Source organism: Bacillus sp. ISL-35, from assembly GCF_018613355.1.
Taxonomy (GTDB): Bacteria; Bacillota; Bacilli; order Bacillales; family Cytobacillaceae; genus Mesobacillus.
Genome location: NZ_JAGGQK010000013.1, coordinates 87,659 through 108,045 on the forward strand (window position 1 = coordinate 87,659; position 20,387 = coordinate 108,045).

Here is a 20,387-nt window from a genome sequence, read left to right on the forward strand (position 1 = left end):
AAGATAACCTCCTATTATGTATTCGACAAAAACTCACTTACTATTGTACCAAATTTTTCTCGTTCTTCCACATGAATTGCATGCCCGCAGCCATTTATCGTCAAATTTGTCGGATTTGGCAGCTTCGAAGCCATGTCGGCGGCTATTCTGCAAAACTTTTCATCAAGCTCTCCTGTAATCAGCAGGGTTTCAAAGTCAAAGTTCACAAGCTCATCCCACCAAGAAGGCTGGGCACCGGTTCCCATTCCCCGCAGGCTGTTTGCCAGGCCTACAGGATCATTCCTCAGCCTTTGACTTCTTATTTGTTCCCTTACTTCTGCCGGAAGATTCAACTGAGAATGAAAAAGCGGGATCGTTTCCCAAAAGTCGATGAATTTCTCCACGCCTTCCCTCTCAATCCTGGCTGCCAGTTTATGGTCCTGCTGAATTCGTGCTTCTCGCTCTTCAGGAGTTTTGAGTCCTGGCGTTGTGCTCTCAAGAACGAGCTTCCTTACCCTTTCAGGATACAGACTCGCAAATGTAATGGCTGTCCGTCCGCCCATTGAGTATCCAAGCAAATCCGCTTTTTCAATACCGAGCTGGTCTAAAAGAATCTTAAGGTCCTTTGCTGCTTTCTTGATATCATATCGCTCCATATCGCCTGGCGATTCAGTCTTGCCGTGGCCAATGAGGTCAACCATCACAAGGTCTGAATGCTGTTCCCATATAGGACAAAACGGCTTCCATGTAGAAGCCTCTCCGGTAAAACCATGGAGCAATACGAGAGGATAGCCGCTTCCGTATTGCTCGACATGATATTGGATTCCATTAATCATGGTTTTCATGATTCGTCACCTTTTAGCATAGCCGTTATTTCCCGGGAAACAGATTTCCACAAATTTCGATGTTCCAGCATATTCGAATCCCTTGCCGTGCGGATTTCCATGACCTTCAAGCCTTCGACGTGCTGATTTTCGGTAAAGGTCTCGGAAAAATGCGCCCAATCCTTAATCAAGTCATATTTCCCTTTGTACATCGTGACAACATGGCTGAAGTCAAGATCGAGCGGAGTGCCGAAAAGCATCTCGAAATGCTTTGGCTCGTTTGCCTGGGGCAGGAAAGAGAATATTCCTCCGCCATTATTATTGATCAGCAAAATATTAATATCGATATTATACAATTTTGATGCCAGCAGCCCATTCAGGTCATGATATAAAGTTAAATCCCCCAGCACAAGGTAACATGGCTGCGATACACTCGCTACCCCAAGTGCAGTAGAGACAATCCCGTCTATGCCATTCGCTCCCCTATTAGCCATGACCTTGATATTCTTATCATTAAGCAGGAAAAACGAATCTAGGTCACGAATCGGCATGCTGTTGCCAACGAATAGAGTCGCTCCTTCAGGAAGCATTTGAGCAAGCAGATGGAACAGCTTGCCTTCACTCAATTCCTCTACCTCGGCAATGCCCTTTAGCTGATGCTTGGCCGTATCATTCAACGCAAGCCACTTATCCAAATAGGGAGACTCATTAACATGATCAACGGCACTGCTGATCTTCTCGCAAAAAAGTGCTTCATCACAATAATACATATCACTTGCAGACATCGTCGGCTCGCGCCAGCCGGCACCGCTATCAATCACAAACTGCCTGGCGTGGCGGTTCTCTTTTATAAAGATCGTCAGCGCTTTTGAAACAGGCATCGCACCAAAACGGATGATTACATCGGGCTTTAAAGCTTCCTTCGCGTCTTCATTACGCAAAAACGCATCATATGTATCGACAATATTATGTCCGTCGTGTTCACCGCTTCGCAGCTGCGATAGCGGGTCAGCGATAATCGGGAACTTCAGGCTGTCAGCAAGCGCAAGCACGCGTTCAGCAAACTCACTGCTATCGATCTGCCCGCAGACGATGATTCCGTTTTTATAGGACGCAAGGTCTTCAGCAATTCTCGAAAACAATTCATCTGACAAGCTTATTCGTCCGGTCTGGATTTCGACATATCCACCAACACGCTCAGGCAGTTCGAATAAATTTTCATCCAGCTTTGGAATCAATGGTTCCCTGAACGGGAAGTTCAAATGGACAGGTCCCTGCGGATAGCTTGATGCTGTTGCAGTCGCTCTGCCACAAACAGTACGTGCATAGCGAATCATGTCCTCCGTTTTTTCCGGAGGCGCCATCTCAACAAACCATTTAACGTTTTTTCCATACAAATGAATTTGGTCAATTGCCTGTGGTGCTCCGACATCACGCAGTTCATGCGGACGATCCGCTGTCAGGACGATCAGCGGGACTCTTGAAATACTCGCTTCAATGACCGCAGGATAATAGTTTGCCGCAGCCGTACCAGATGTACAAAGGAGCGCCACGGGCTTTTGGGTTGCTTTGGCAATCCCAAGGGCGAAAAATGATGCAGAACGCTCATCGACAAGAATATGGTTTCTCAGGTCAGGATGCTCTGCCATCACCAGTGCCATTGGCGTTGATCTCGAACCAGGACTGATGACAACATCCTTCACCCCTGTTTTGGATAACTCTGCAACAAATGCAGCGATATACGCTGTTAAATCTTCCTGGTGACTCATGTTATCTTTCCTCCAAGTGCTGTAAGCATCGGTCGGAACTTGATGCTAGTCTCTTTATATTCGCTTTCGGCATTTGAATCTGCCACGACTCCACATCCGGCAAATAAGGAAGCCTCATTCCCCTGGATCAATCCTGAACGGATCGCTACGGCAAATTCACCGTTCCCCTGATAATCGATCCAGCCAACAGGTGCAGCATATAGCCCTCTGTCCAGCTGTTCGATTTCCCTGATTTTCTCAATCGCTTCCTGCTTCGGCAATCCTCCGAGTGCTGGAGTCGGATGGAGTCTGTCGACCAGATGAAGAATCGATGTCCCTTCCCGGTTTTTACCGATGACAGGGGTATACAGATGCTGGATGTATTTCATCTTCATTAAAGCAGGCTGCTCTGGAAGGATGACCTCATCACAGGTTTCCTCCATCGCCTCTTTGATCATATCAACAACATATTGGTGTTCAATCAAATTTTTCTGGTCTGTTAAAAGTTCCGTGCCCAGCTTTTCATCTTCTTCAGGAGTGTTCCCCCTCGCGATCGAACCTGCGAGGCATGCTGAAAACAGGCTATTTCCATCCTTCTTGACCAGTCTCTCGGGTGACGCCCCGATAAAGCAGTCCCCATTGGATTCAAAGGCGAAGATGAAGCTCGTTTTCTGGTGATTCAGAAGATTCGCTAGGACTCTTTCTGCCTGAACCTCATTTTCGAAACGGAGACGCAGCTCCCTTGCGAGGACAACCTTTTTCAGGTCGCTATTTTCAAAACCGTTTACGACATCTGTTACAGTCTGCTTCCATGCTTCCGGCTCGATTTCAACAATTTCCTTGAGATCAAGCTGAGCAAGTGCCGGTTTCACAACTGCCTTCGAGAGCAATTCTTGCCGCTCACTGGACACTTTTTCAAATAAAGTAAGATCATCATGCTGGGTGCAGATTACGTTTGTCGTAAAATACGCCTCTCCCTTGATCATGGTCAGCATGTATTTCGGAATATGGAATAATGCTTCTGAAAACTTGGCCCATAAAGCCGTTCCTTTTTTCAGCGGGTCGAACGAAAATCCGCCGAACAAGGCTGGCCCTGTTCCGTTAAGATTGAATTTATTAAATACCAGAGCGGAATCCATGAAGCGCTTCCACTCTTTTTCAACATGAAAAAAGCGGTCAGCTGCCTGATCCGACTGTATTTGACCGCAAATCCCCAATCCTGCCAGGGTCTGTTCTCCCTCAGGATCCTTCCAGAAAAAACGTTCTCCTAAATATTTTTCCCGGCCTGAAGCAAAAAAATGAAAAGGATCGATACGATCTATTTTATGGACTTCGCTTACCAAAATCGACTGAGATAGTCCTTTGGCCCGCTCAATCCCATCAAGAATTCCCTGTCTAAGTTCCGTTTCCTGAATGGCAACCAAAATTATCCCCCCAATAACAGCCTCTCATCTGTTATCAAACGTTTAAAAGCTTATTTTAAGATACACCTCATACATCACGATGTCAATCATGGCGGGCTTTTCAAAGCGATTATCATCCTTATTATATATTTCATGCCAAAGGCTTGCATAATCTGGAAAAACCATCCTGCTTAGACGTGAAAATACTAATTGACAGTGGATATGTGAATATCTACACTAATAATTGTAAGGTAATTTAGCCTAGATATTAAAGGTCTTTTTGACAATTTTCGTTCTTTTAGATAAAATATTAAGGTTTGATAGATTGATATTAAGGGAGAGAATTAGATATGCAATCACAGCTACAGCCTAGTTCTTCACCAGCAGTTGATAAAGCAAGCTGGAAAGTCTGGTGGCAATTAACCCGTCCGCATACATTGACTGCCGCATTTGCACCTGTCCTTCTCGGTACTGCTTTAGCCATAGAAAACAGCGGCGGCATCCATTGGGGCATGTTTATAGCCATGCTGGTCGCAAGCCTGTTAATCCAGGCAGCAACAAATATGTTCAATGAATATTATGATTTTAAACGTGGACTTGATAATGAGAATTCCGTTGGGATTGGCGGCGCGATTGTCCGTCATGGCATCAAGCCCAAAACGGTCTTGAATCTCGCCTTCAGTCTTTATGGAATATCCGTTTTACTCGGTGTATATATCTGTATGAGCACGAGCTGGTGGGTCGCAGCTGTCGGAGTTGTTTCCCTGGCTGCCGGTTACCTTTACACAGGCGGTCCGCTGCCGATTGCCTACACTCCTTTCGGTGAGCTTGTCGCTGGCTTTTTCATGGGTGTACTGATCATATTGATTTCGTTTTATATCCAGACTGGCACTGTCACACCGACAAGTGTACTCGTATCATTCCCGAGCTTTTTGCTGGTAGGTGCCATCCTGCTTGCTAATAATATCCGTGACCTTGACGGCGACAAAGATTTTGGCCGGAAAACACTCGCCATCCTGCTTGGAAGGAAAGGTGCGATCCGACTGCTTGCTGGCATGTTCATCGTGTCATATACATGGGTGATTGGCCTAATCATTGCGGGTGTTGTATCCCCTTGGCTGGCGATTGTCGCACTTAGCATTCCAAAAGCAGTTAAAGCAACAAAAGGTTTTATTGGAAAATCCAATCCTATTCAAATGATGCCGGCAATGGCGGCAACGGCAAAGACCAACACGATCTTTGGCCTGCTTTTATCCGTCGGTATTTTCATCAGCTTAATTTAATGTTAAACGAGAAGCTTCTGCCTTAGGCGGAAGCTTTTTCTATGTTTCCTGAAATGATGAGCGGGTATTTAGAACGTATGACACGAAACAATATGAAGGATGTGTAATCATGTTGACAAAGGAACAGCTCAATAACTTGAAGGAAACACTTATAAATGAAAAAGAAACACTTCAATCACAAATAGATCAAAATGAAGAGGAAGGTTACCTTGAAGGCAGCCAGAGGGAGGCAACCGGAGAACTTTCTTCCTACGATAACCATCCCGCCGACAGTGCAACAGAATTATTCGAGCGCAGCAAGAACCTGGCGATGGACGAGCATCATGATGACCAGATTGGCAAAGTTGAGAATGCCCTTAAGGCGATCGAGGACGGCACCTACGGAAAATGCGCCGAATGCGGGAAAGAGATCCCATATGAGCGACTCGAAGTAATTCCATACACGTTATATTGTGTCGAACACTCGCAGGAACAAGGTCTATCAAATGACCGTCCAGCAGAGGAAGAAGTATTGGAATACACACATGAAGCAGATTTCGACCGCAGACAGAACGAGGAGATGGCCGACAATAGGAACAGCTTCAATGATGTAGCTGAGTTCGGGACCTCCGAAACACCATCCGATTTTACCGGAGACCACGAAGATTACAATAAGCTTTATATTGATAATGAAACCGAGCGCGGGTTCACTGAAGACTATGAATCCTTCAGCGCCACAGATATCGAAGGCGATGACCGGCAAGTATTCCAGAGCGACAGCGAAGAGGAATACGAGGAAAGGCTGGACGAAACCGGCATGGAATCCGAGCTTGGCGATATCCCTTATAAAGAGGGAGATAGTTATGTAGATGACAAAAAAAAGGATGAAGATAAATAAGCAGAAGCCTCAGTTCATTAAGTGAACTGAGGCTTTTTTAATAACCATTTGGAAATCCAGGGAGCAAATAAAGCCGTTCAGCGACGAAAAACGGCCGCTGTTTTCATGCCGCAACTGTCCCTACTCACTCTCTGTATTCACAATAACACTGCTTCTGATTGGTTTCCCCCTATAAGTCAGCACTCCGTGATCATTGGAGTTGAGAGTAACCATGATTTCATTTTTCCCTTTCTTCAAGGTGCCAAGATTGTAATATTGTCCATACAGCCGATTTACTTTTTTGCCGTTTATGTAAAGATGCGCGTGGCCCTCGTTGTAACTTGGGAGCTCACTCCCTACTTTTTTTGGAGCAAAAGAAAAATTAGCAGTATTAACTCCCAAAAGCCAGGTACCTGACATGTCTTGAGTGACGCTTATATTGACCGAAGGAACTTTGTATCCGCCTGGAATTTCGGCTACATCATGCTGCATGTGACTGGCTGAAGAAAGATTATGTTCGTTATTACTTGTAAAGTAAAAAAAGAACACGATGAACGGGATGAAAAAAACTAAAAAGCTATTGAACTTTTTCATATTCAACACCTCGCCTTCATGCATCTGGTTCCAGCCGTTTGATCATGAAGCCAATCACCACAAGCAATGCCCCGATCGCTAAAAATGCCAGGTCATACATTAATGGGTTTTCAGCCATTGGTTTGACCCGGTGTACCTGGAGTATATGATGGTCAACAATTCCTTCTACGATATTGAATGCACCGCCGCCGATGTAAATCCCTCCAAGGAAGATCCTCCAGCTGGTGCCAAGCTCTTTTTTCCGGGCATCCTGAAAAATTTTCACGCCACCCCAGATGAGAGTGGCTGAGAACAGCGCTGTGAACAGTCCATCTGTAACAATCTCCAGCTGAATATTATCGCTGAGGACCATATGATGCCACTGAAGGAGCTGGTGGAACACAATACCATCAATCGCTCCCAATAAGCCCAGGCCAAGGATCAAACCGGCAATGAATAAGTTTTTATTTTCCCTTTTCAATGAAAACACCTCTTAAAAAATTGCATACTATCACGATTAGTGCCCAAATAATGGGGATAGTATACAGAGGAATTAAAAAAAGATTGGAGCAATTCATCTCCAATCTCGCGGGTAAAATCATCATTCTGCCTCCACTGCATCTGCTTTTGTCTCGTGGACAGTGCCAAACGGATGCTCAGGCGGTGCGTAAATCACATATACTTTCAGCTTTGTATTCCCTATGTTTGTCACGTTATGCCATTTCCCTTCTGGAATCAGGATGGCATAATCATCATACACTCTCGCTTCGAAATCGAGATTATCCTTACTGTCGCCCATCTGCACAAGTGCTTCCCCTTCTTCGACGCGGATGAACTGGTCCCCTGTTTCATGGATTTCGAGGCCAATATCATCCCCAACATCGATGCTCATGACCGTCACCTGCAAATTCTTCCCCGTCCAAATGGCTGTCCGGAAGGTTTCGTTCTGCAAGGTCGCATCTTCAATATTGAGGGTATAAGGTTCTTTTCCATAGTCCTGTAAACGGCTTCCCGCCTCTTCCCGCAGACAGCTAAACCGCGTCGCATGCTCTAATTCATCAGTAAACGCACGGAAAAAGACATGGCCAACCGGAAGATTCTGTGTCAGTAAATAGCGGTTACGATATTCATGGTAATCCTGGTTCTCCAGTTCATAGGCCCTTTGCAGACCATCACGATAAGACTCGAATTCTATCTTTTCATATTGAGTTTGCGGCTGTTGGCCTGTCAGTGTGATGTATAAGTCTGCAAATTGGTTGAAATGGATTTGTTTATCCTCTAAAGCCTGCATGATCGCTTTCCTGTGCCTCTGGTTTGGCGCTGCTTCCGCCAGGCGGCCAAAAAAATCAATGGCTGAAGCTTCTCCTTTTATACCAGCAAGCAGCGCTTCAAGTACCTGCTCTTGGCTATTTTGATTGAATCGCATCATATTGTTTGGGCTATATGAACCTGAACTTACATAAGATTGATAGGGATAGGTGGGACCGTACACATTACTCATTCCCTTCACAGATTTTATCAACCTATCCTATGCCCATTCATTTGGATTCGTACATTGTTCAATTTATGGACAAGAATATTCTTGGGGCAGAGTCTCAAACTAAGACTAAATCATATGGGACGGAGATAAAAAAATGAGTATTGTTCTTGCTCTGCTTGCTGCACTTTTTGCCTCTTTTACAGCAATTCTCGCAAAGATTGGCATTGAGGATGTCGATTCGAACCTGGCCACCGCTGTCAGGACTGTGGTGGTCGTCATCATGGCTTATTTGATGGTGGTGATTACGGGCCAGACCGAAAATATAATGGCAGTATCAACGAGATCACTGATATTCCTTGTTCTATCAGGATTGACAACAGGCCTTTCCTGGCTGGCTTTTTTCAAAGCAATCCAGATTGGGGGTGTTTCCAAGGTTGTCCCGATTGATAAATCAAGCGTGGTACTGACGATCCTGCTTTCTTTTATCATCCTGAGGGAACCTGCCACAATGCCTGTTGTGGCAGGTGGTATCATCATTTCGATAGGTACCTTCGTATTGATTGGAAAAAAGAAAAAGAAAAACATGCAGAGAAAAAAGGGATTCAACACGAAATCGTACCTGTTCCTCGCCATCATGTCTGCTGTTTTTGCGGCGCTGACCAATATTCTCGCAAAAATCGGAATTGAAGATGTCGATTCCAATGTGGCGACCTTCATCCGGACTGTCGTGATCATTATTTTTGCCTGGGGAATTGTATTTTTTCAGGGAACTGTGAAGGAATTGAAGAAGATTTCAAGGAAGTCTTACATCTTTCTGATCCTATCCGGTGCAGCCACAGGCTTCTCCTGGCTTTGTTACTTCGCCGCACTCGCAATCGGAAAGGTAAGTATCGTTAATCCCATCGATAAATTCAGCGTCGTCCTCACAATGATCCTGAGCTTCATCATTCTAAAAGAAAAACCGACCCGCTCTACCGTGACAGGTGCTGTATTGATTACGATTGGCACTGGGCTGTTGATTCTATGAAAAGGATATAAGACAAGAACAGGCCAAACCGTCAACGGTTTGGCCTAATTCTATACTTTCAAAGCAGATTGGACTTTCCAGATTTCATCCGCATATTCCCTTATGGTCCTGTCGCTGGAGAAATATCCGGACTTGGCGATATTCACCAGGCTCATCCGCAGCCATTCGCCGCGGTTGAAGTATTTCCGGCTGACTTCCTGGTGTGCCTCTGCATAGGAAGCAAAGTCCCTCAGAACAAAATACTGGTCATTATGGCCCAGCAAAGAATCATAGATTTCATTGAAATGGTTCTCAGTATCAGGGAAGAACCCATTCACCAGCTGGTCAACGACTTCCCGGATCCGTTCATCATGGTGGTAGTACTCCAGCGAATGATAGCCGCCGTTATGCTGGTAATCCAGCACTTCCTCTGCACTCAATCCGAACAGGAAGATGTTCTCCCTGCCAACCATTTCCGTAATCTCGACATTGGCACCATCAAGTGTGCCCAGTGTCAAAGCGCCGTTCATCATGAACTTCATATTTCCTGTCCCAGAAGCTTCCTTGCTCGCCGTTGAAATCTGCTCACTGATATCCGCTGCCGGAAAAATCTCCTCGGCCAGCGACACACGATAATTTTCAAGGAAAACGACCTTCAGCTTCTCTTTCGTCGCCGGGTCATTATTCACCTTGTCAGCAACACTGTTAATGAGTTTAATCACATTTTTGGCAAAATAATACCCAGGTGAGGCTTTGGCGCCAAAAATGAAGGTCCGTGGATACAACAGTGCTTCCGGGTCTTTTTTCAACGCATTATACAGCTGCATGATGTGCAGCACATTCAACAGCTGCCGCTTATAGGCGTGGAGCCTTTTTACCTGGATATCGAAAATCGATTCTGTGTCGACTTCAATCCCCGTTTTATCAAAAATCCGCCTTGCGAGTCGTTCTTTATTCTCCTGCTTGATGCCATGCAGTTTTTCCAGGAAGGCTGCATCTTCCTTGTAGCGCATCAATTCCTCCAGTTTATGCGGCGCACCTACCCAATCTGGACCAATTGCATCGGTAATCAACCCGGACAATCCAGGGTTTGCCTTCAACAGCCAGCGCCGGTGAGTGATGCCATTCGTCTTGTTATTGAATCGCTCTGGATAGAATTGATAAAACAAGTTCATTTCCCGATTTTTCAAGATATCCGTATGGAGCTTTGCCACCCCATTAATGCTGTGACTGCCGACAATCGCTAGCGGAGCCATCCTCACCTCGCCATGGGCAATGATTGCCATGCTTTCGACCCGGGTCCAATCCCCTGAATATTGCTCCCATACCTCTTTACAGAAACGCTCGTTTATCTCTTCCACGATCATGTATATACGAGGCAGCAACGGCTGGAATATCCTGATTGGCCAGCGTTCAAGCGCCTCTGCCAGGGTTGTATGGTTTGTATAGGAAAGCGTCTGGACAGTAATATGCCACGCATCTTCCCAGCCAAGTCCCTCTTCATCCATGAGAATCCTCATTAACTCAGGTACCGCGATTGCAGGGTGTGTATCATTGATGTGGATGCTCACATAATCATGGAACTCTAGCAAACTCTTATTCTTCTTTTTAAACGATTTCACAATCGCCTTCAAGCTCGCTGCGACAAGGAAATATTGCTGCTTCAGCCGCAGGATTTTTCCTTCGTCATGGGTATCGTCCGGATATAAAAACTCCGAAACCGACTCGGTATCCTTCTTATATTTGAAAATATCGGCATTAGCCGGAAATCTCGATGGCTCAGCATTCCAAAGACGAAGGGTATTTACCGTCTGGGTCTGATACCCGATGACAGGAAGATCGTATGGAACAGCCATGATGGTCTCGGCGTTCAGATGCCTGAAAACGAGCCGGCCATTTTCCATTCTGCTCTCAATCTCTCCCCAAAAAGGGACTTCCACTGCATCATCCGTCTTGCGTACCTCCCACACATGACCGTGCCTCAGCCATTGCTCCGGAAGTTCAACCTGGTAGCCATCAACGATTTTCTGCTCAAACAAGCCATGCTTGTAACGGATTCCGCAGCCATGTCCAGGCAAATCAAGCGATGCCAGCGAATCAAGGAAACAGGCGGCAAGACGGCCAAGACCGCCATTGCCAAGACCGGCATCCGCCTCGATTTCCTCCAATTGATCAAGCTCGATTCCCAGTTCTCTGAGTCCCTTGCATACAACCTCTTCAACACCCAGGTTGATTAGATTGTGCCTGAGCAGCCGTCCCAACAGGAATTCGATTGACAGGTAATACACCTGCTTTTTCGCGCCAGCACGATATAATTCATTTGTTTTAATCCAATCAGAACTCACATGCTCCCTGATCATATGCCCGAGAGTCTGGAATTGCTCCCGGCTCGTGCTTTCTTCAAAGCTGGTTCCAAACATCATCTCGAGTTTTTTCAAGAAAGCGGTTTTGAATTTGGGAACATTAGAAAACATGCGATTCACTCCTTGAGATGAGATCGGAATACAAGTCTTTGTATTGTCTTGCCGACTGCGCCCAGCTATAGTCTGTTTCCATCGCCGTTGCCATCAGCTGCAGCCATTTTTCACGCTGATGGTAAAAAGACAGTGCCCGTTCAATCGTAAAGAGCATGTCATGGGCATTGAAATTTGCAAAAGTAAAACCATTGCCCTGCCCGTTAAATTCATTATAAGGCTGGACCGTATCGTTCAGCCCGCCCGTCTCCCTGACAACCGGGATCGATCCATAGCGCATCGCGATCATCTGGCTCAATCCGCAAGGCTCGAACTTTGATGGCATCAAAAATAAATCCGATCCTGCATACACCTGATGTGCAAGATTTTCATCAAAACCGATATAAACGCCACATTGATCAGGGTACTGCACAGCCATGTCCCTGAAGAAGTGCTCAAACTCAGGGTCACCGGTGCCAAGAACAACGAGCTGCAATCCTGTTGCCAAGATTTCATGGAAAACTTTCCTGACCAAATCAAGGCCTTTTTGTTTGGTAAGCCTTGTGATCATCGCTACAACCGGAACATCATCATTGACTGGCAGGCCAAAACTTCGCTGTACTTGCAGCTTGTTGATCACTCTTCTTTCAAGTCCCCATACTCCAAAACTGGCGGCCAGGCCAGGATCGCTTTCCGGGTCATATGCAACATGGTCGATCCCGTTCAGGATCCCGGAAAGATCCTCCTTTCTTTTTCTCAGGATCCCATCAAGTTTTTCACCAAAATACTCGGTCTGGATTTCGTCCTTATAGGTGGGGCTGACAGTCGTGATATGATCTGCTGAAATCAATGCCGCTTTCATGAAATTGGCCATCCCGTAAAATTCAAGCTGTTCCTCATTGAAATAAGAGCTCTCAATCTGCAGCAGGTCACCCAGCACTTCCTGTGGGAAGATTCCCTGGAATTGTAGATTATGAATTGTGAATACCGACCGGATCAGTCCATAACCCGGACGCTTATAATACTCTGTCCGCAGCAAGAATGGAATCATCCCGGTATGCCAGTCATGGCAATGGATCACATCAGGATAAAATTCGCTTTCAGCGATGAACTCGAGCACCGCCCTGCTGAAAAAGGAAAAACGCTCCCCATCATCATAATGCCCATAAAGGCTATCCCGCTTGAAATAATACTCATTGTCCACAAAGTAAAATGTGACACCATCATGTTCAAGAGTTTCAATGCCGCAATATTGCGAGCGCCAGCCTAATTGCACAGTAAACTCTGTCACTTTCTTCATTTCAGAACGGAATTTCTCAGGAATCAACCCGTATTTCGGTAAAATCACCCTGACATCCGTTCCCATTTTCTTTAGTTCCTTCGGAAGTGATCCCGCTACATCTGCTAGGCCCCCTGACTTGATGAAAGGAACACATTCCGATACTGCGAATAAAACCTTCACGAGCTGCTCCCCACTCCCTGGACTGCCCCTTTACGGATGACAGCAGGCGAGTCTGCTGGCGCTGTAATCACGGTTCCTGCCTCGATTCTTGCATCCTTATCTACAATGACTGAGTCCAATATACAATTCTCCTTAATCTGCGTCTTTTGCATGATGATACAATTGCGGATCACTGTACCCTTCCCGATTTTCACACCTCTGCCAATAATACTGTTTTCAACGGTCCCCTCAATCATCCCTCCATTAGCGACCATTGAGTTTCGGACCGATGCATCGACATCATAGCGAGTTGGCGGCTCATCTTTTACCTTTGTTAAAATAGGGCGTTCTTTAGGGAATAACTCCTTCCAAACCTCAGGCTTTAGCAAATCCATGCTCACACTGAAATATTTGGAGATGGTATCGACCATCACGGCATAGCCTTCATAATCGTAATAACAAAGCTGTAACTGACTGCTGGTATCCCTGGCAGCATCCCTCATATTCGAATATCCTGTTTCATTCCTTGTCAGGATCAAATCCATCAGCAGCGTTTTCTTTACAAGGTAAATTCCTAGCGACCTTCCATTCTTCTGTACCTCTGTAATGTCACAGCCGGATTCAATATGCCAGTCAAGCAAAGGCTGGAAATCCATATTGAAAACCGTATAGGAATTCGCAATCAACGCATAATCCTGTGTACTGCGTTCAAAATAATCAATGTTATCGGCAAAATGATCCAAAGTCCCAATTCCCGTATAATGTTTATCAAGATTAGGTGCAGGGAAGAAAAACAATCCATCCCTTTTTCGGTTGAGATCCCAATTCCTGCCTGAGCCTAAATGGTCCATCAACGACCGGTACTGGAATTTCGGAAAAATCGCCACACTCTCGATTCCCGAATTAACCATGTTGGAAAGGATAAAATCAATCAGCCTGTATCGTCCGCCAAAGGGAATCGCCGCCACCGACCGATGCAGGGATAGATCCTGGAGATCTTCGTGAACGGTTGTCGCATCTATTACTCCCAATAATCGTTTATTCATTTCTATTTCCTCCCGAAGTCGGTTCAATTGGATTGCAATTCACCGATTGTTTCTTCCGATACTAATGTAATTTCATTGCAGCTATCATCTGGCCTGATGATCGTTCCATCCGGGACATACACGCCTGGCGACACAATCGCCTTTTCAATCACGCAATTATGGCCAATGACGGCATCTGGCATAATGACCGCTTCCTTGATGACTGCACCTTTTTTAACCGTCACACCCTGGAACACGACCGTTTTAGAAACTTCCCCTTCAATCTTGCAGCCCTCATTGACCAGGGATTCCGAAACTTCCCCCTCTGGACAAATGTATTGCGGCGGCTGATTCGGGTTCACGGAATAAATCCGCCACGACTGGTCGAACAGATTCAGCTCACAATCCTTATCCAATAAATCCATATTCGCTTCCCACAGGCTCTGAACTGTCCCTACATCCTTCCAGTAGCCTTTAAAAGGATAGGCAAATAACTTCATATTTTCTTCGATCAGCAGCGGAATGATATCCTTGCCAAAATCATGGCTGGATTCGGGATTCTGGTCATCCCTTATCAGATATTCCCTTAAAACACTCCATTTAAAAATATAAATACCCATCGAAGCGAGATTATTTTTCGCGACATCCGGTTTTTCTTCAAATTCAGTAATTCTCAGCTCGGAATCCGTGTTCATGATCCCGAAACGATTGGTTTCTTCCCAAGGCACCTCTATGACCGAAATGGTCACATCAGCTCCTTTTTCCTCATGATAGTTGAGCATCAATTCATAATTCATTTTATAGATATGGTCACCTGAAAGAATCAAAACATATTCAGGATTATACTGATCAAGATAATTCAGGTTCTGAAAAATCGCACTTGCCGTGCCTGAATACCATTTGACCTCGGAACTCTCAGCATAAGGCGGCAGCACTGTCACCCCGCCATCCTTTCTGTCGAGGTCCCATGCACTGCCAATGCCAATATAGGAGTTAAGCAATAAAGGCTGATACTGGGTCAATACTCCGACTGTATGGATCCCTGAATTGGTGCAGTTACTCAATGGAAAATCGATGATCCGGTATTTGCCGCCAAAAGGGACAGCAGGTTTAGCGAGATTCTTTGTCAGTGAGTGCAGCCGGCTTCCTTTTCCTCCTGCCAACAGCATTGCCACGCATTTCTTCTTTTGCATGATTGTTTCTCCCCTTTCTTTTGATAACAGGACGTAAAACTGAGATTCCGAATGGAGAAATACTCATCTCTATAGAATATGGCCTTCCATGGAAAGCTATTTCTTCTGCTTTTCGCACTTTTTTATTCAACACGCCTGAACCCCCGAAAACCTCGGCATCGCTGTTTAAAATTTCCCGATATTCCCCGGGCTTCGGAACACCGATCCGATAGTCACTGTAAACTTTCTCAGTAAAATTACAGACGATGACAAGTAAATCTTCCGGATTCTGACCTTTTCGGATAAAAGAGAAAACCGACTGGTCACGGTTATCCGCATCAATCCACTCAAACCCTTCATAGCTCTGGTCAACCTCATACAACGGCTTTGAACGCTTATACAGTTTGATCAGCTCTTTTGTATAATGGTTTATTTTTTCATGCATTTCATACCCAAAGAGATTCCAGTCAAGCTGTTCCTGGTCCTTCCATTCCGAAAACTGGCCAAATTCTGTCCCCATGAAGGTCAGCTTCTTTCCCGGATGCGCCACCATGAATCCAAGTAAAAGGCGCAGCTGCGCGAATTTTTGCCAGTAATCCCCCGGCATTTTGTCAAGCAGTGACTTCTTTCCATGCACCACCTCATCATGTGAAAAAGGCAGGACAAAATTCTCTGAAAAAGCATAAAGCAGGGAGAACGTAACCTTATCATGTATATGTTTCCTGTTATGGCTTTCTTCCTCCATATACTTTAAGGTGTCGTTCATCCATCCCATGTTCCACTTGTAGGTAAACCCGAGTCCGCCATACTCCACTGGAGCTGTCACCTGCGGCCAGTCAGTCGAATCCTCCGCAACCATCAAAGCACCAGGTTCAAAATCCTTCACTGCTTTATTCAGCTTCTTTAAAAATTCCACCCCGTATGGATTGGCTGCATTGACTGAATTAGGCCAATAGATGATGTTCGCGACCGCATCAACCCTGAAGCCGTCAATATGATATTTCTCCAGCCAGAAAATTGCACTCGAAATCAGGAAGCTCTGAACCTCTGTTTTTCCTAAGTCAAAATTGGCTGTTCCCCAAACGAGGTTCTCCCGGTCACTCTCACGCTGGTAATCAAAAACATAACTGCCATCAAACTGATACAGCCCATGAGCATCCTTGCAAAAATGGCCAGGAATCCAGTCAAGGATAACTCCGATCCCGTTTTGATGGCACATATCTACGAAATACATAAAATCATGTGGTGTCCCATAACGGCTTGTAACAGAAAAATAACCTGTGGATTGATAGCCCCAGGACATGTCGAGCGGATGCTCAGTTAAAGGCAATAGTTCGATATGTGTATATCCATGTGAAAGAATATAAGGAATCAGCTCATCTGCAAGCTCACGATATGTAAGGAACGATCCATCATCATGTTTTTTCCAGGAACCCACATGCAGTTCATAAATGAACATCGGCTCATCAAGTGTGCTTCGCCTCTCACGCTTCTGGAGCCACCTCTGGTCGCCCCATTTGTACCCATCAAGGGGATAAACAACCGAAGCGGTATTTGGCCTCACTTCCGAGAAGAAAGCAAACGGATCAGCTTTAAGCTTCTTATCCCCACCAGCTGTCAAAATATCATATTTATAGATAGCCCCGGTCAGATCACCCTCTAAGGCAAGCTGCCAGACACCTTCCTTATTCACTTTATGAAACTTGTGATTCTCTCCATTCCAATGATTAAAATCACCCACAAGCCTTACTTCAGACGCATTCGGAGCCCACACACAAAATCGAGTATATGTTTCAGTTCCTCGATTCATGACATGCGCACCAAATAAATTATGACTCTGATACAAATTCCCTTCATGGAACAGATGCAATTCAAACTCTGTAGGATTAATCACCAATGCCCTCCACCTGCCTTTGTTGAACAAATAAAACTTCCTATTTGAGTAGTATTCTAGTTACCATAAAGAATTCCTTGTAAACATTTTCTTAATTTTTCGACAATAATACTCAGTAAAGCCTGTAATTCGACAAAAGCCCGCAAATGGTAGCGCTTTAATGTACTAAATCTTCCAATTACGCGAAATTTGGAGAACGAAAGTTGAAAGTGAATAATGATTTTTCGAGAGGGCTGGTTGAATTTATTAGGTTTGATAGATAGAAGTTGATTAAAAATGTTTTTGGGTTGATAGCGTTTTCATATTGTCGAGGAGGTGATGGGATGGTGGTTAGGTGTGAAGAAGTCTAGGTTAAGCTGCCTGGTGTAGCAATGGTAATATGAGGCTGTTGAAAAGCTTATATTAGACAAACAGATTAAACTGTTATTTCAACAGTATTATTTCGCGTATCCTTACATACTTGGACATTAGGGGTACTGGTTCTAATTTTGTGACCTGTTTTCCCTTTTCTCCCTATAACCGGGAACATATCTCTTTCTTATTTGACCCGTTTTTCTCTTTCTGCCTACAACCGGGAACATATCTCTTCTTTATGTGACCCGTTTTCTCTTTCTCCCCATAACTGGGCACATATCTCTTCTTTATGTGACCCGTTTTTCCTTTCTTCCTATAACCGGGCATATATTTCTTCTTTATGTCACCCGTTTTTCCTTTTCGATCTTTAAACTGGCATAAATCCATAGATCTTCTAAGTACTCTGTTTTGATAGTGTTTGCTGCGTGCTGTATTGAGAAAACAACAAACTGGAAGCAAAAGCAGGCAAATTTTAAGAAACAAAAAAAAGCTGTTAGCATAATTGCTAACAGCTTTCCTTATGACCCCTACGGGATTCGAACCCGTGTTACCGCCGTGAAAGGGCGGTGTCTTAACCGCTTGACCAAGGGGCCTTATGGCGGAGAAGGAGGGATTTGAACCCTCGCGCCGGTTACCCGACCTACACCCTTAGCAGGGGCGCCTCTTCAGCCTCTTGAGTACTTCCCCATAATGGCTCCGCAGGTAGGATTCGAACCTACGACCGCTCGGTTAACAGCCGAGTGCTCTACCACTGAGCTACTGCGGAATAATATAAAAAATGGGCCTAAGTGGACTCGAACCACCGACCTCACGCTTATCAGGCGTGCGCTCTAACCAGCTGAGCTATAGGCCCATATATGGAGCGGGTGATGGGAATCGAACCCACTACATCAGCTTGGAAGGCTGAGGTTTTACCAGTAAACTACACCCGCATATTAAGAAAAGGGGCGACTGATGGGAATCGAACCCACGAATGTCGGAACCACAATCCGATGCGTTAACCACTTCGCCACAATCGCCATATCTCAATCATATAATTATTTAAATTAAATAAGGTGGCTCAGGACGGAATCGAACCGCCGACACAAGGATTTTCAGTCCTTTGCTCTACCGACTGAGCTACTGAGCCACTATAATATTATTGCATCCTAAACTTTTACTGGTTTAGGTCCTTTGCTCGAATGACCTTCGGTCTTTCTCGCAAGTTGCCGCAGAAGCTTATTCAACGATGTGAGCAACTTGCTCTACCGACTGAGCTACTGAGCCACTATAATATTGCATCCTAAAAATAAAAATGGCGGTCCCGACCGGGATCGAACCGGCGATCTCCTGCGTGACAGGCAGGCATGTTAACCGCTACACCACGGGACCAGATTGCGGGGGCAGGATTTGAACCTGCGACCTTCGGGTTATGAGCCCGACGAGCTACCGGACTGCTCCACCCCGCGACGATATTAATGATAATAAAATTATGGAGGAGGTAGAGGGATTCGAACCCCCGCGCGGTGTTACCCGCCTGTCGGTTTTCAAGACCGATCCCTTCAGCCAGACTTGGGTATACCTCCGTATTTAAAACAAGTAAAATGGTGGACCTTGTAGGACTCGAACCTACGACCGGACGGTTATGAGCCGTCTGCTCTAACCAGCTGAGCTAAAGGTCCAGGATATCCTAGATTGAATAGGTTCAACCAGATTAAATTTGGTAGCGGCGGAGGGGATCGAACCCCCGACCTTACGGGTATGAACCGTACGCTCTAGCCAGCTGAGCTACACCGCCAAATTATTTTATTAAGACATATGGTGGAGCCTAGCGGGATCGAACCGCTGACCTCCTGCGTGCAAGGCAGGCGCTCTCCCAGCTGAGCTAAGGCCCCATATTAAAATTGAAATGGTCGGGAAGACAGGATTCGAACCTGCGACCCCTTGGTCCCAAACCAAGTGCTCTACCAAGCTGAGCTACTCCCCGTTCTATTGAGAAAAAAATAATGGCGCGCCCGAAAGGAGTCGAACCCATAACCTTCTGATCCGTAGTCAGACGCTCTATCCAATTGAGCTACGGGCGCATATTTAATATATTAGCTAACTTGGTGGTGCCGAGGACCGGAATCGAACCGGTACGGTAGTCACCTACCGCAGGATTTTAAGTCCTGTGCGTCTGCCAGTTCCGCCACCCCGGCTAAGAAATGGAGCGGAAGACGGGATTCGAACCCGCGACCCCAACCTTGGCAAGGTTGTATTCTACCACTGAACTACTTCCGCATATTTAGCTTTTGAAAAAATGGTGCGGGTGAAGGGAGTCGAACCCCCACGCCTTGCGGCGCCAGATCCTAAGTCTGGTGCGTCTGCCAATTCCGCCACACCCGCATATTTTTTTGAAAAACTGGTGAGCCATGAAGGACTCGAACCTTCGACCCTCTGATTAAAAGTCAGATGCTCTACCGACTGAGCTAATGGCTCGTACAAAAGGTGCCGGCAAGAGGACTTGAACCCCCAACCTACTGATTACAAGTCAGTTGCTCTACCAATTGAGCTACACCGGCATTAAAGTAAATGGTGGAGGATGACGGGATCGAACCGCCGACCCTCTGCTTGTAAGGCAGATGCTCTCCCAGCTGAGCTAATCCTCCATTTAAAACTGCCCGGCGACGTCCTACTCTCACAGGGGGAAACCCCCAACTACCATCGGCGCTGAGAAGCTTAACTTCCGTGTTCGGTATGGGAACGGGTGTGACCTTCTCGCCATCGTCACCAGACATTTTTTTAAAGACAATATTTATTATACTGGCTTTAAGCTAATTTGCAAGAGAAATTTTAAAGATATTTCACTTCGTAAAAATCTTTATTCCCTCAAAACTAGATAATGTGTAAGAAGAAAACAAGAGAATCGAATGATCAT

Annotated in this window: 14 protein-coding genes, 21 tRNA genes and 1 rRNA gene; 3 read left to right on the forward strand and 33 right to left on the reverse strand. The window is 45.6% G+C overall.

Going from position 1 to position 20,387, the window contains the following annotated elements:
* Positions 1-14 precede the first annotated feature (14 nt).
* The 3 genes from menH to J7E38_RS17525 are packed head-to-tail and all read right to left on the reverse strand — an operon-like array spanning position 15 to position 3,975.
* On the reverse strand, positions 15-824 hold the full coding sequence (menH, locus tag J7E38_RS17515; protein WP_214709275.1) for a 2-succinyl-6-hydroxy-2,4-cyclohexadiene-1-carboxylate synthase: 810 nt from the start codon (positions 822-824) through the stop codon (positions 15-17).
* Positions 821-2,572, reverse strand: a complete 1,752-nt coding sequence (gene menD, locus J7E38_RS17520; protein ID WP_214709276.1) for a 2-succinyl-5-enolpyruvyl-6-hydroxy-3-cyclohexene-1-carboxylic-acid synthase — start codon at positions 2,570-2,572, stop codon at positions 821-823. Before menD ends, menH begins: the two co-directional genes overlap by 4 nt.
* Entirely contained in the window at positions 2,569-3,975 is a 1,407-nt protein-coding gene (locus J7E38_RS17525) for an isochorismate synthase (protein WP_214709278.1), read from the reverse strand. Before J7E38_RS17525 ends, menD begins: the two co-directional genes overlap by 4 nt.
* 329 nt (positions 3,976-4,304) lie before the next feature.
* Between J7E38_RS17525 and J7E38_RS17530 the strand changes: the two genes are divergently transcribed.
* Positions 4,305-5,237: a 1,4-dihydroxy-2-naphthoate polyprenyltransferase gene (locus J7E38_RS17530; RefSeq protein WP_214709280.1), complete on the forward strand. Its 933-nt coding sequence runs from the start codon at positions 4,305-4,307 to the stop codon at positions 5,235-5,237.
* Positions 5,238-5,346: 109 nt separating this feature from the next.
* Positions 5,347-6,114, forward strand: coding sequence for a TraR/DksA C4-type zinc finger protein (locus tag J7E38_RS17535; protein WP_214709282.1), 768 nt, complete (start codon positions 5,347-5,349; stop codon positions 6,112-6,114).
* A gap of 120 nt (positions 6,115-6,234) precedes the next feature.
* Here J7E38_RS17535 and J7E38_RS17540 read toward each other — a convergent pair whose 3' ends face one another.
* The 3 genes from J7E38_RS17540 to J7E38_RS17550 form a co-directional block, all read right to left on the reverse strand.
* Positions 6,235-6,687, reverse strand: a complete 453-nt coding sequence (locus tag J7E38_RS17540; RefSeq protein WP_214709283.1) for a hypothetical protein — start codon at positions 6,685-6,687, stop codon at positions 6,235-6,237.
* 16 nt (positions 6,688-6,703) lie between these two features.
* Positions 6,704-7,147 (reverse strand): DUF2243 domain-containing protein, encoded by a 444-nt coding sequence (locus J7E38_RS17545; RefSeq protein ID WP_214709284.1) that lies wholly within the window; start codon positions 7,145-7,147, stop codon positions 6,704-6,706.
* Between the two features lie 120 nt (positions 7,148-7,267).
* Complete coding sequence (locus tag J7E38_RS17550; RefSeq protein WP_251030382.1) at positions 7,268-8,167, reverse strand: cupin domain-containing protein; 900 nt, start codon at positions 8,165-8,167, stop codon at positions 7,268-7,270.
* A gap of 133 nt (positions 8,168-8,300) precedes the next feature.
* Here J7E38_RS17550 and J7E38_RS17555 point away from each other — a divergent pair, with 133 nt between their 5' ends.
* On the forward strand, positions 8,301-9,173 hold the full coding sequence (locus tag J7E38_RS17555) for an EamA family transporter (RefSeq protein WP_214709286.1): 873 nt from the start codon (positions 8,301-8,303) through the stop codon (positions 9,171-9,173).
* Between the two features lie 50 nt (positions 9,174-9,223).
* Here the strand turns inward: J7E38_RS17555 and J7E38_RS17560 are convergent, their stop codons facing one another.
* The 27 genes from J7E38_RS17560 to rrf all read right to left on the reverse strand — a co-directional run bounded on the left by J7E38_RS17560 (position 9,224) and on the right by rrf (position 20,244).
* On the reverse strand, positions 9,224-11,626 hold the full coding sequence (locus tag J7E38_RS17560) for a glycogen/starch/alpha-glucan phosphorylase (protein WP_214709287.1): 2,403 nt from the start codon (positions 11,624-11,626) through the stop codon (positions 9,224-9,226).
* Entirely contained in the window at positions 11,616-13,067 is a 1,452-nt protein-coding gene (gene glgA / locus J7E38_RS17565) for a glycogen synthase GlgA (protein ID WP_214709288.1), read from the reverse strand. Before glgA ends, J7E38_RS17560 begins: the two co-directional genes overlap by 11 nt.
* Positions 13,064-14,092 carry a GlgC family sugar phosphate nucleotidyltransferase gene (locus tag J7E38_RS17570; protein ID WP_214709289.1) on the reverse strand — a complete coding sequence of 343 codons (1,029 nt, stop codon included), beginning with the start codon at positions 14,090-14,092 and terminating at the stop codon, positions 13,064-13,066. Before J7E38_RS17570 ends, glgA begins: the two co-directional genes overlap by 4 nt.
* Before the next feature lie 23 nt (positions 14,093-14,115).
* Entirely contained in the window at positions 14,116-15,264 is a 1,149-nt protein-coding gene (locus J7E38_RS17575) for a glucose-1-phosphate adenylyltransferase (protein WP_251030378.1), read from the reverse strand.
* Positions 15,182-17,140: a 1,4-alpha-glucan branching protein GlgB gene (glgB, locus tag J7E38_RS17580; protein ID WP_214709290.1), complete on the reverse strand. Its 1,959-nt coding sequence runs from the start codon at positions 17,138-17,140 to the stop codon at positions 15,182-15,184. Before glgB ends, J7E38_RS17575 begins: the two co-directional genes overlap by 83 nt.
* 872 nt (positions 17,141-18,012) lie before the next feature.
* Positions 18,013-18,084: transfer RNA gene (locus J7E38_RS17585), tRNA-Glu, on the reverse strand.
* 3 nt (positions 18,085-18,087) lie between these two features.
* A tRNA-Ser gene (locus J7E38_RS17590) sits at positions 18,088-18,178 on the reverse strand.
* Positions 18,179-18,182: 4 nt separating this feature from the next.
* Positions 18,183-18,257, reverse strand: a tRNA-Asn gene (locus J7E38_RS17595).
* A gap of 13 nt (positions 18,258-18,270) precedes the next feature.
* Positions 18,271-18,344: transfer RNA gene (locus J7E38_RS17600), tRNA-Ile, on the reverse strand.
* Between the two features lie 5 nt (positions 18,345-18,349).
* Positions 18,350-18,423: transfer RNA gene (locus tag J7E38_RS17605), tRNA-Gly, on the reverse strand.
* 14 nt (positions 18,424-18,437) lie between these two features.
* Positions 18,438-18,510: transfer RNA gene (locus tag J7E38_RS17610), tRNA-His, on the reverse strand.
* 37 nt (positions 18,511-18,547) lie between these two features.
* Positions 18,548-18,620, reverse strand: a tRNA-Phe gene (locus tag J7E38_RS17615).
* A 166-nt stretch (positions 18,621-18,786) separates the two neighbouring features.
* Positions 18,787-18,862 (reverse strand) — tRNA-Asp (locus J7E38_RS17620).
* Between the two features lie 3 nt (positions 18,863-18,865).
* A tRNA-Met gene (locus J7E38_RS17625) sits at positions 18,866-18,939 on the reverse strand.
* 24 nt (positions 18,940-18,963) lie between these two features.
* A tRNA-Ser gene (locus J7E38_RS17630) sits at positions 18,964-19,056 on the reverse strand.
* 19 nt (positions 19,057-19,075) lie between these two features.
* Positions 19,076-19,152: transfer RNA gene (locus J7E38_RS17635), tRNA-Ile, on the reverse strand.
* Positions 19,153-19,191: 39 nt separating this feature from the next.
* Positions 19,192-19,268 (reverse strand) — tRNA-Met (locus tag J7E38_RS17640).
* 21 nt (positions 19,269-19,289) lie between these two features.
* Positions 19,290-19,365: transfer RNA gene (locus tag J7E38_RS17645), tRNA-Ala, on the reverse strand.
* A 15-nt stretch (positions 19,366-19,380) separates the two neighbouring features.
* Positions 19,381-19,457 (reverse strand) — tRNA-Pro (locus J7E38_RS17650).
* 20 nt (positions 19,458-19,477) lie between these two features.
* Positions 19,478-19,554: transfer RNA gene (locus J7E38_RS17655), tRNA-Arg, on the reverse strand.
* Between the two features lie 25 nt (positions 19,555-19,579).
* Positions 19,580-19,668: transfer RNA gene (locus J7E38_RS17660), tRNA-Leu, on the reverse strand.
* A gap of 7 nt (positions 19,669-19,675) precedes the next feature.
* Positions 19,676-19,750 (reverse strand) — tRNA-Gly (locus tag J7E38_RS17665).
* A gap of 20 nt (positions 19,751-19,770) precedes the next feature.
* Positions 19,771-19,855: transfer RNA gene (locus tag J7E38_RS17670), tRNA-Leu, on the reverse strand.
* Positions 19,856-19,872: 17 nt separating this feature from the next.
* Positions 19,873-19,948 (reverse strand) — tRNA-Lys (locus tag J7E38_RS17675).
* Positions 19,949-19,958: 10 nt separating this feature from the next.
* A tRNA-Thr gene (locus J7E38_RS17680) sits at positions 19,959-20,031 on the reverse strand.
* Positions 20,032-20,042: 11 nt separating this feature from the next.
* Positions 20,043-20,118, reverse strand: a tRNA-Val gene (locus J7E38_RS17685).
* 10 nt (positions 20,119-20,128) lie between these two features.
* Positions 20,129-20,244: ribosomal RNA gene (gene rrf / locus J7E38_RS17690) — 5S ribosomal RNA — on the reverse strand.
* Between the last annotated feature and the right edge of the window lie 143 nt (positions 20,245-20,387).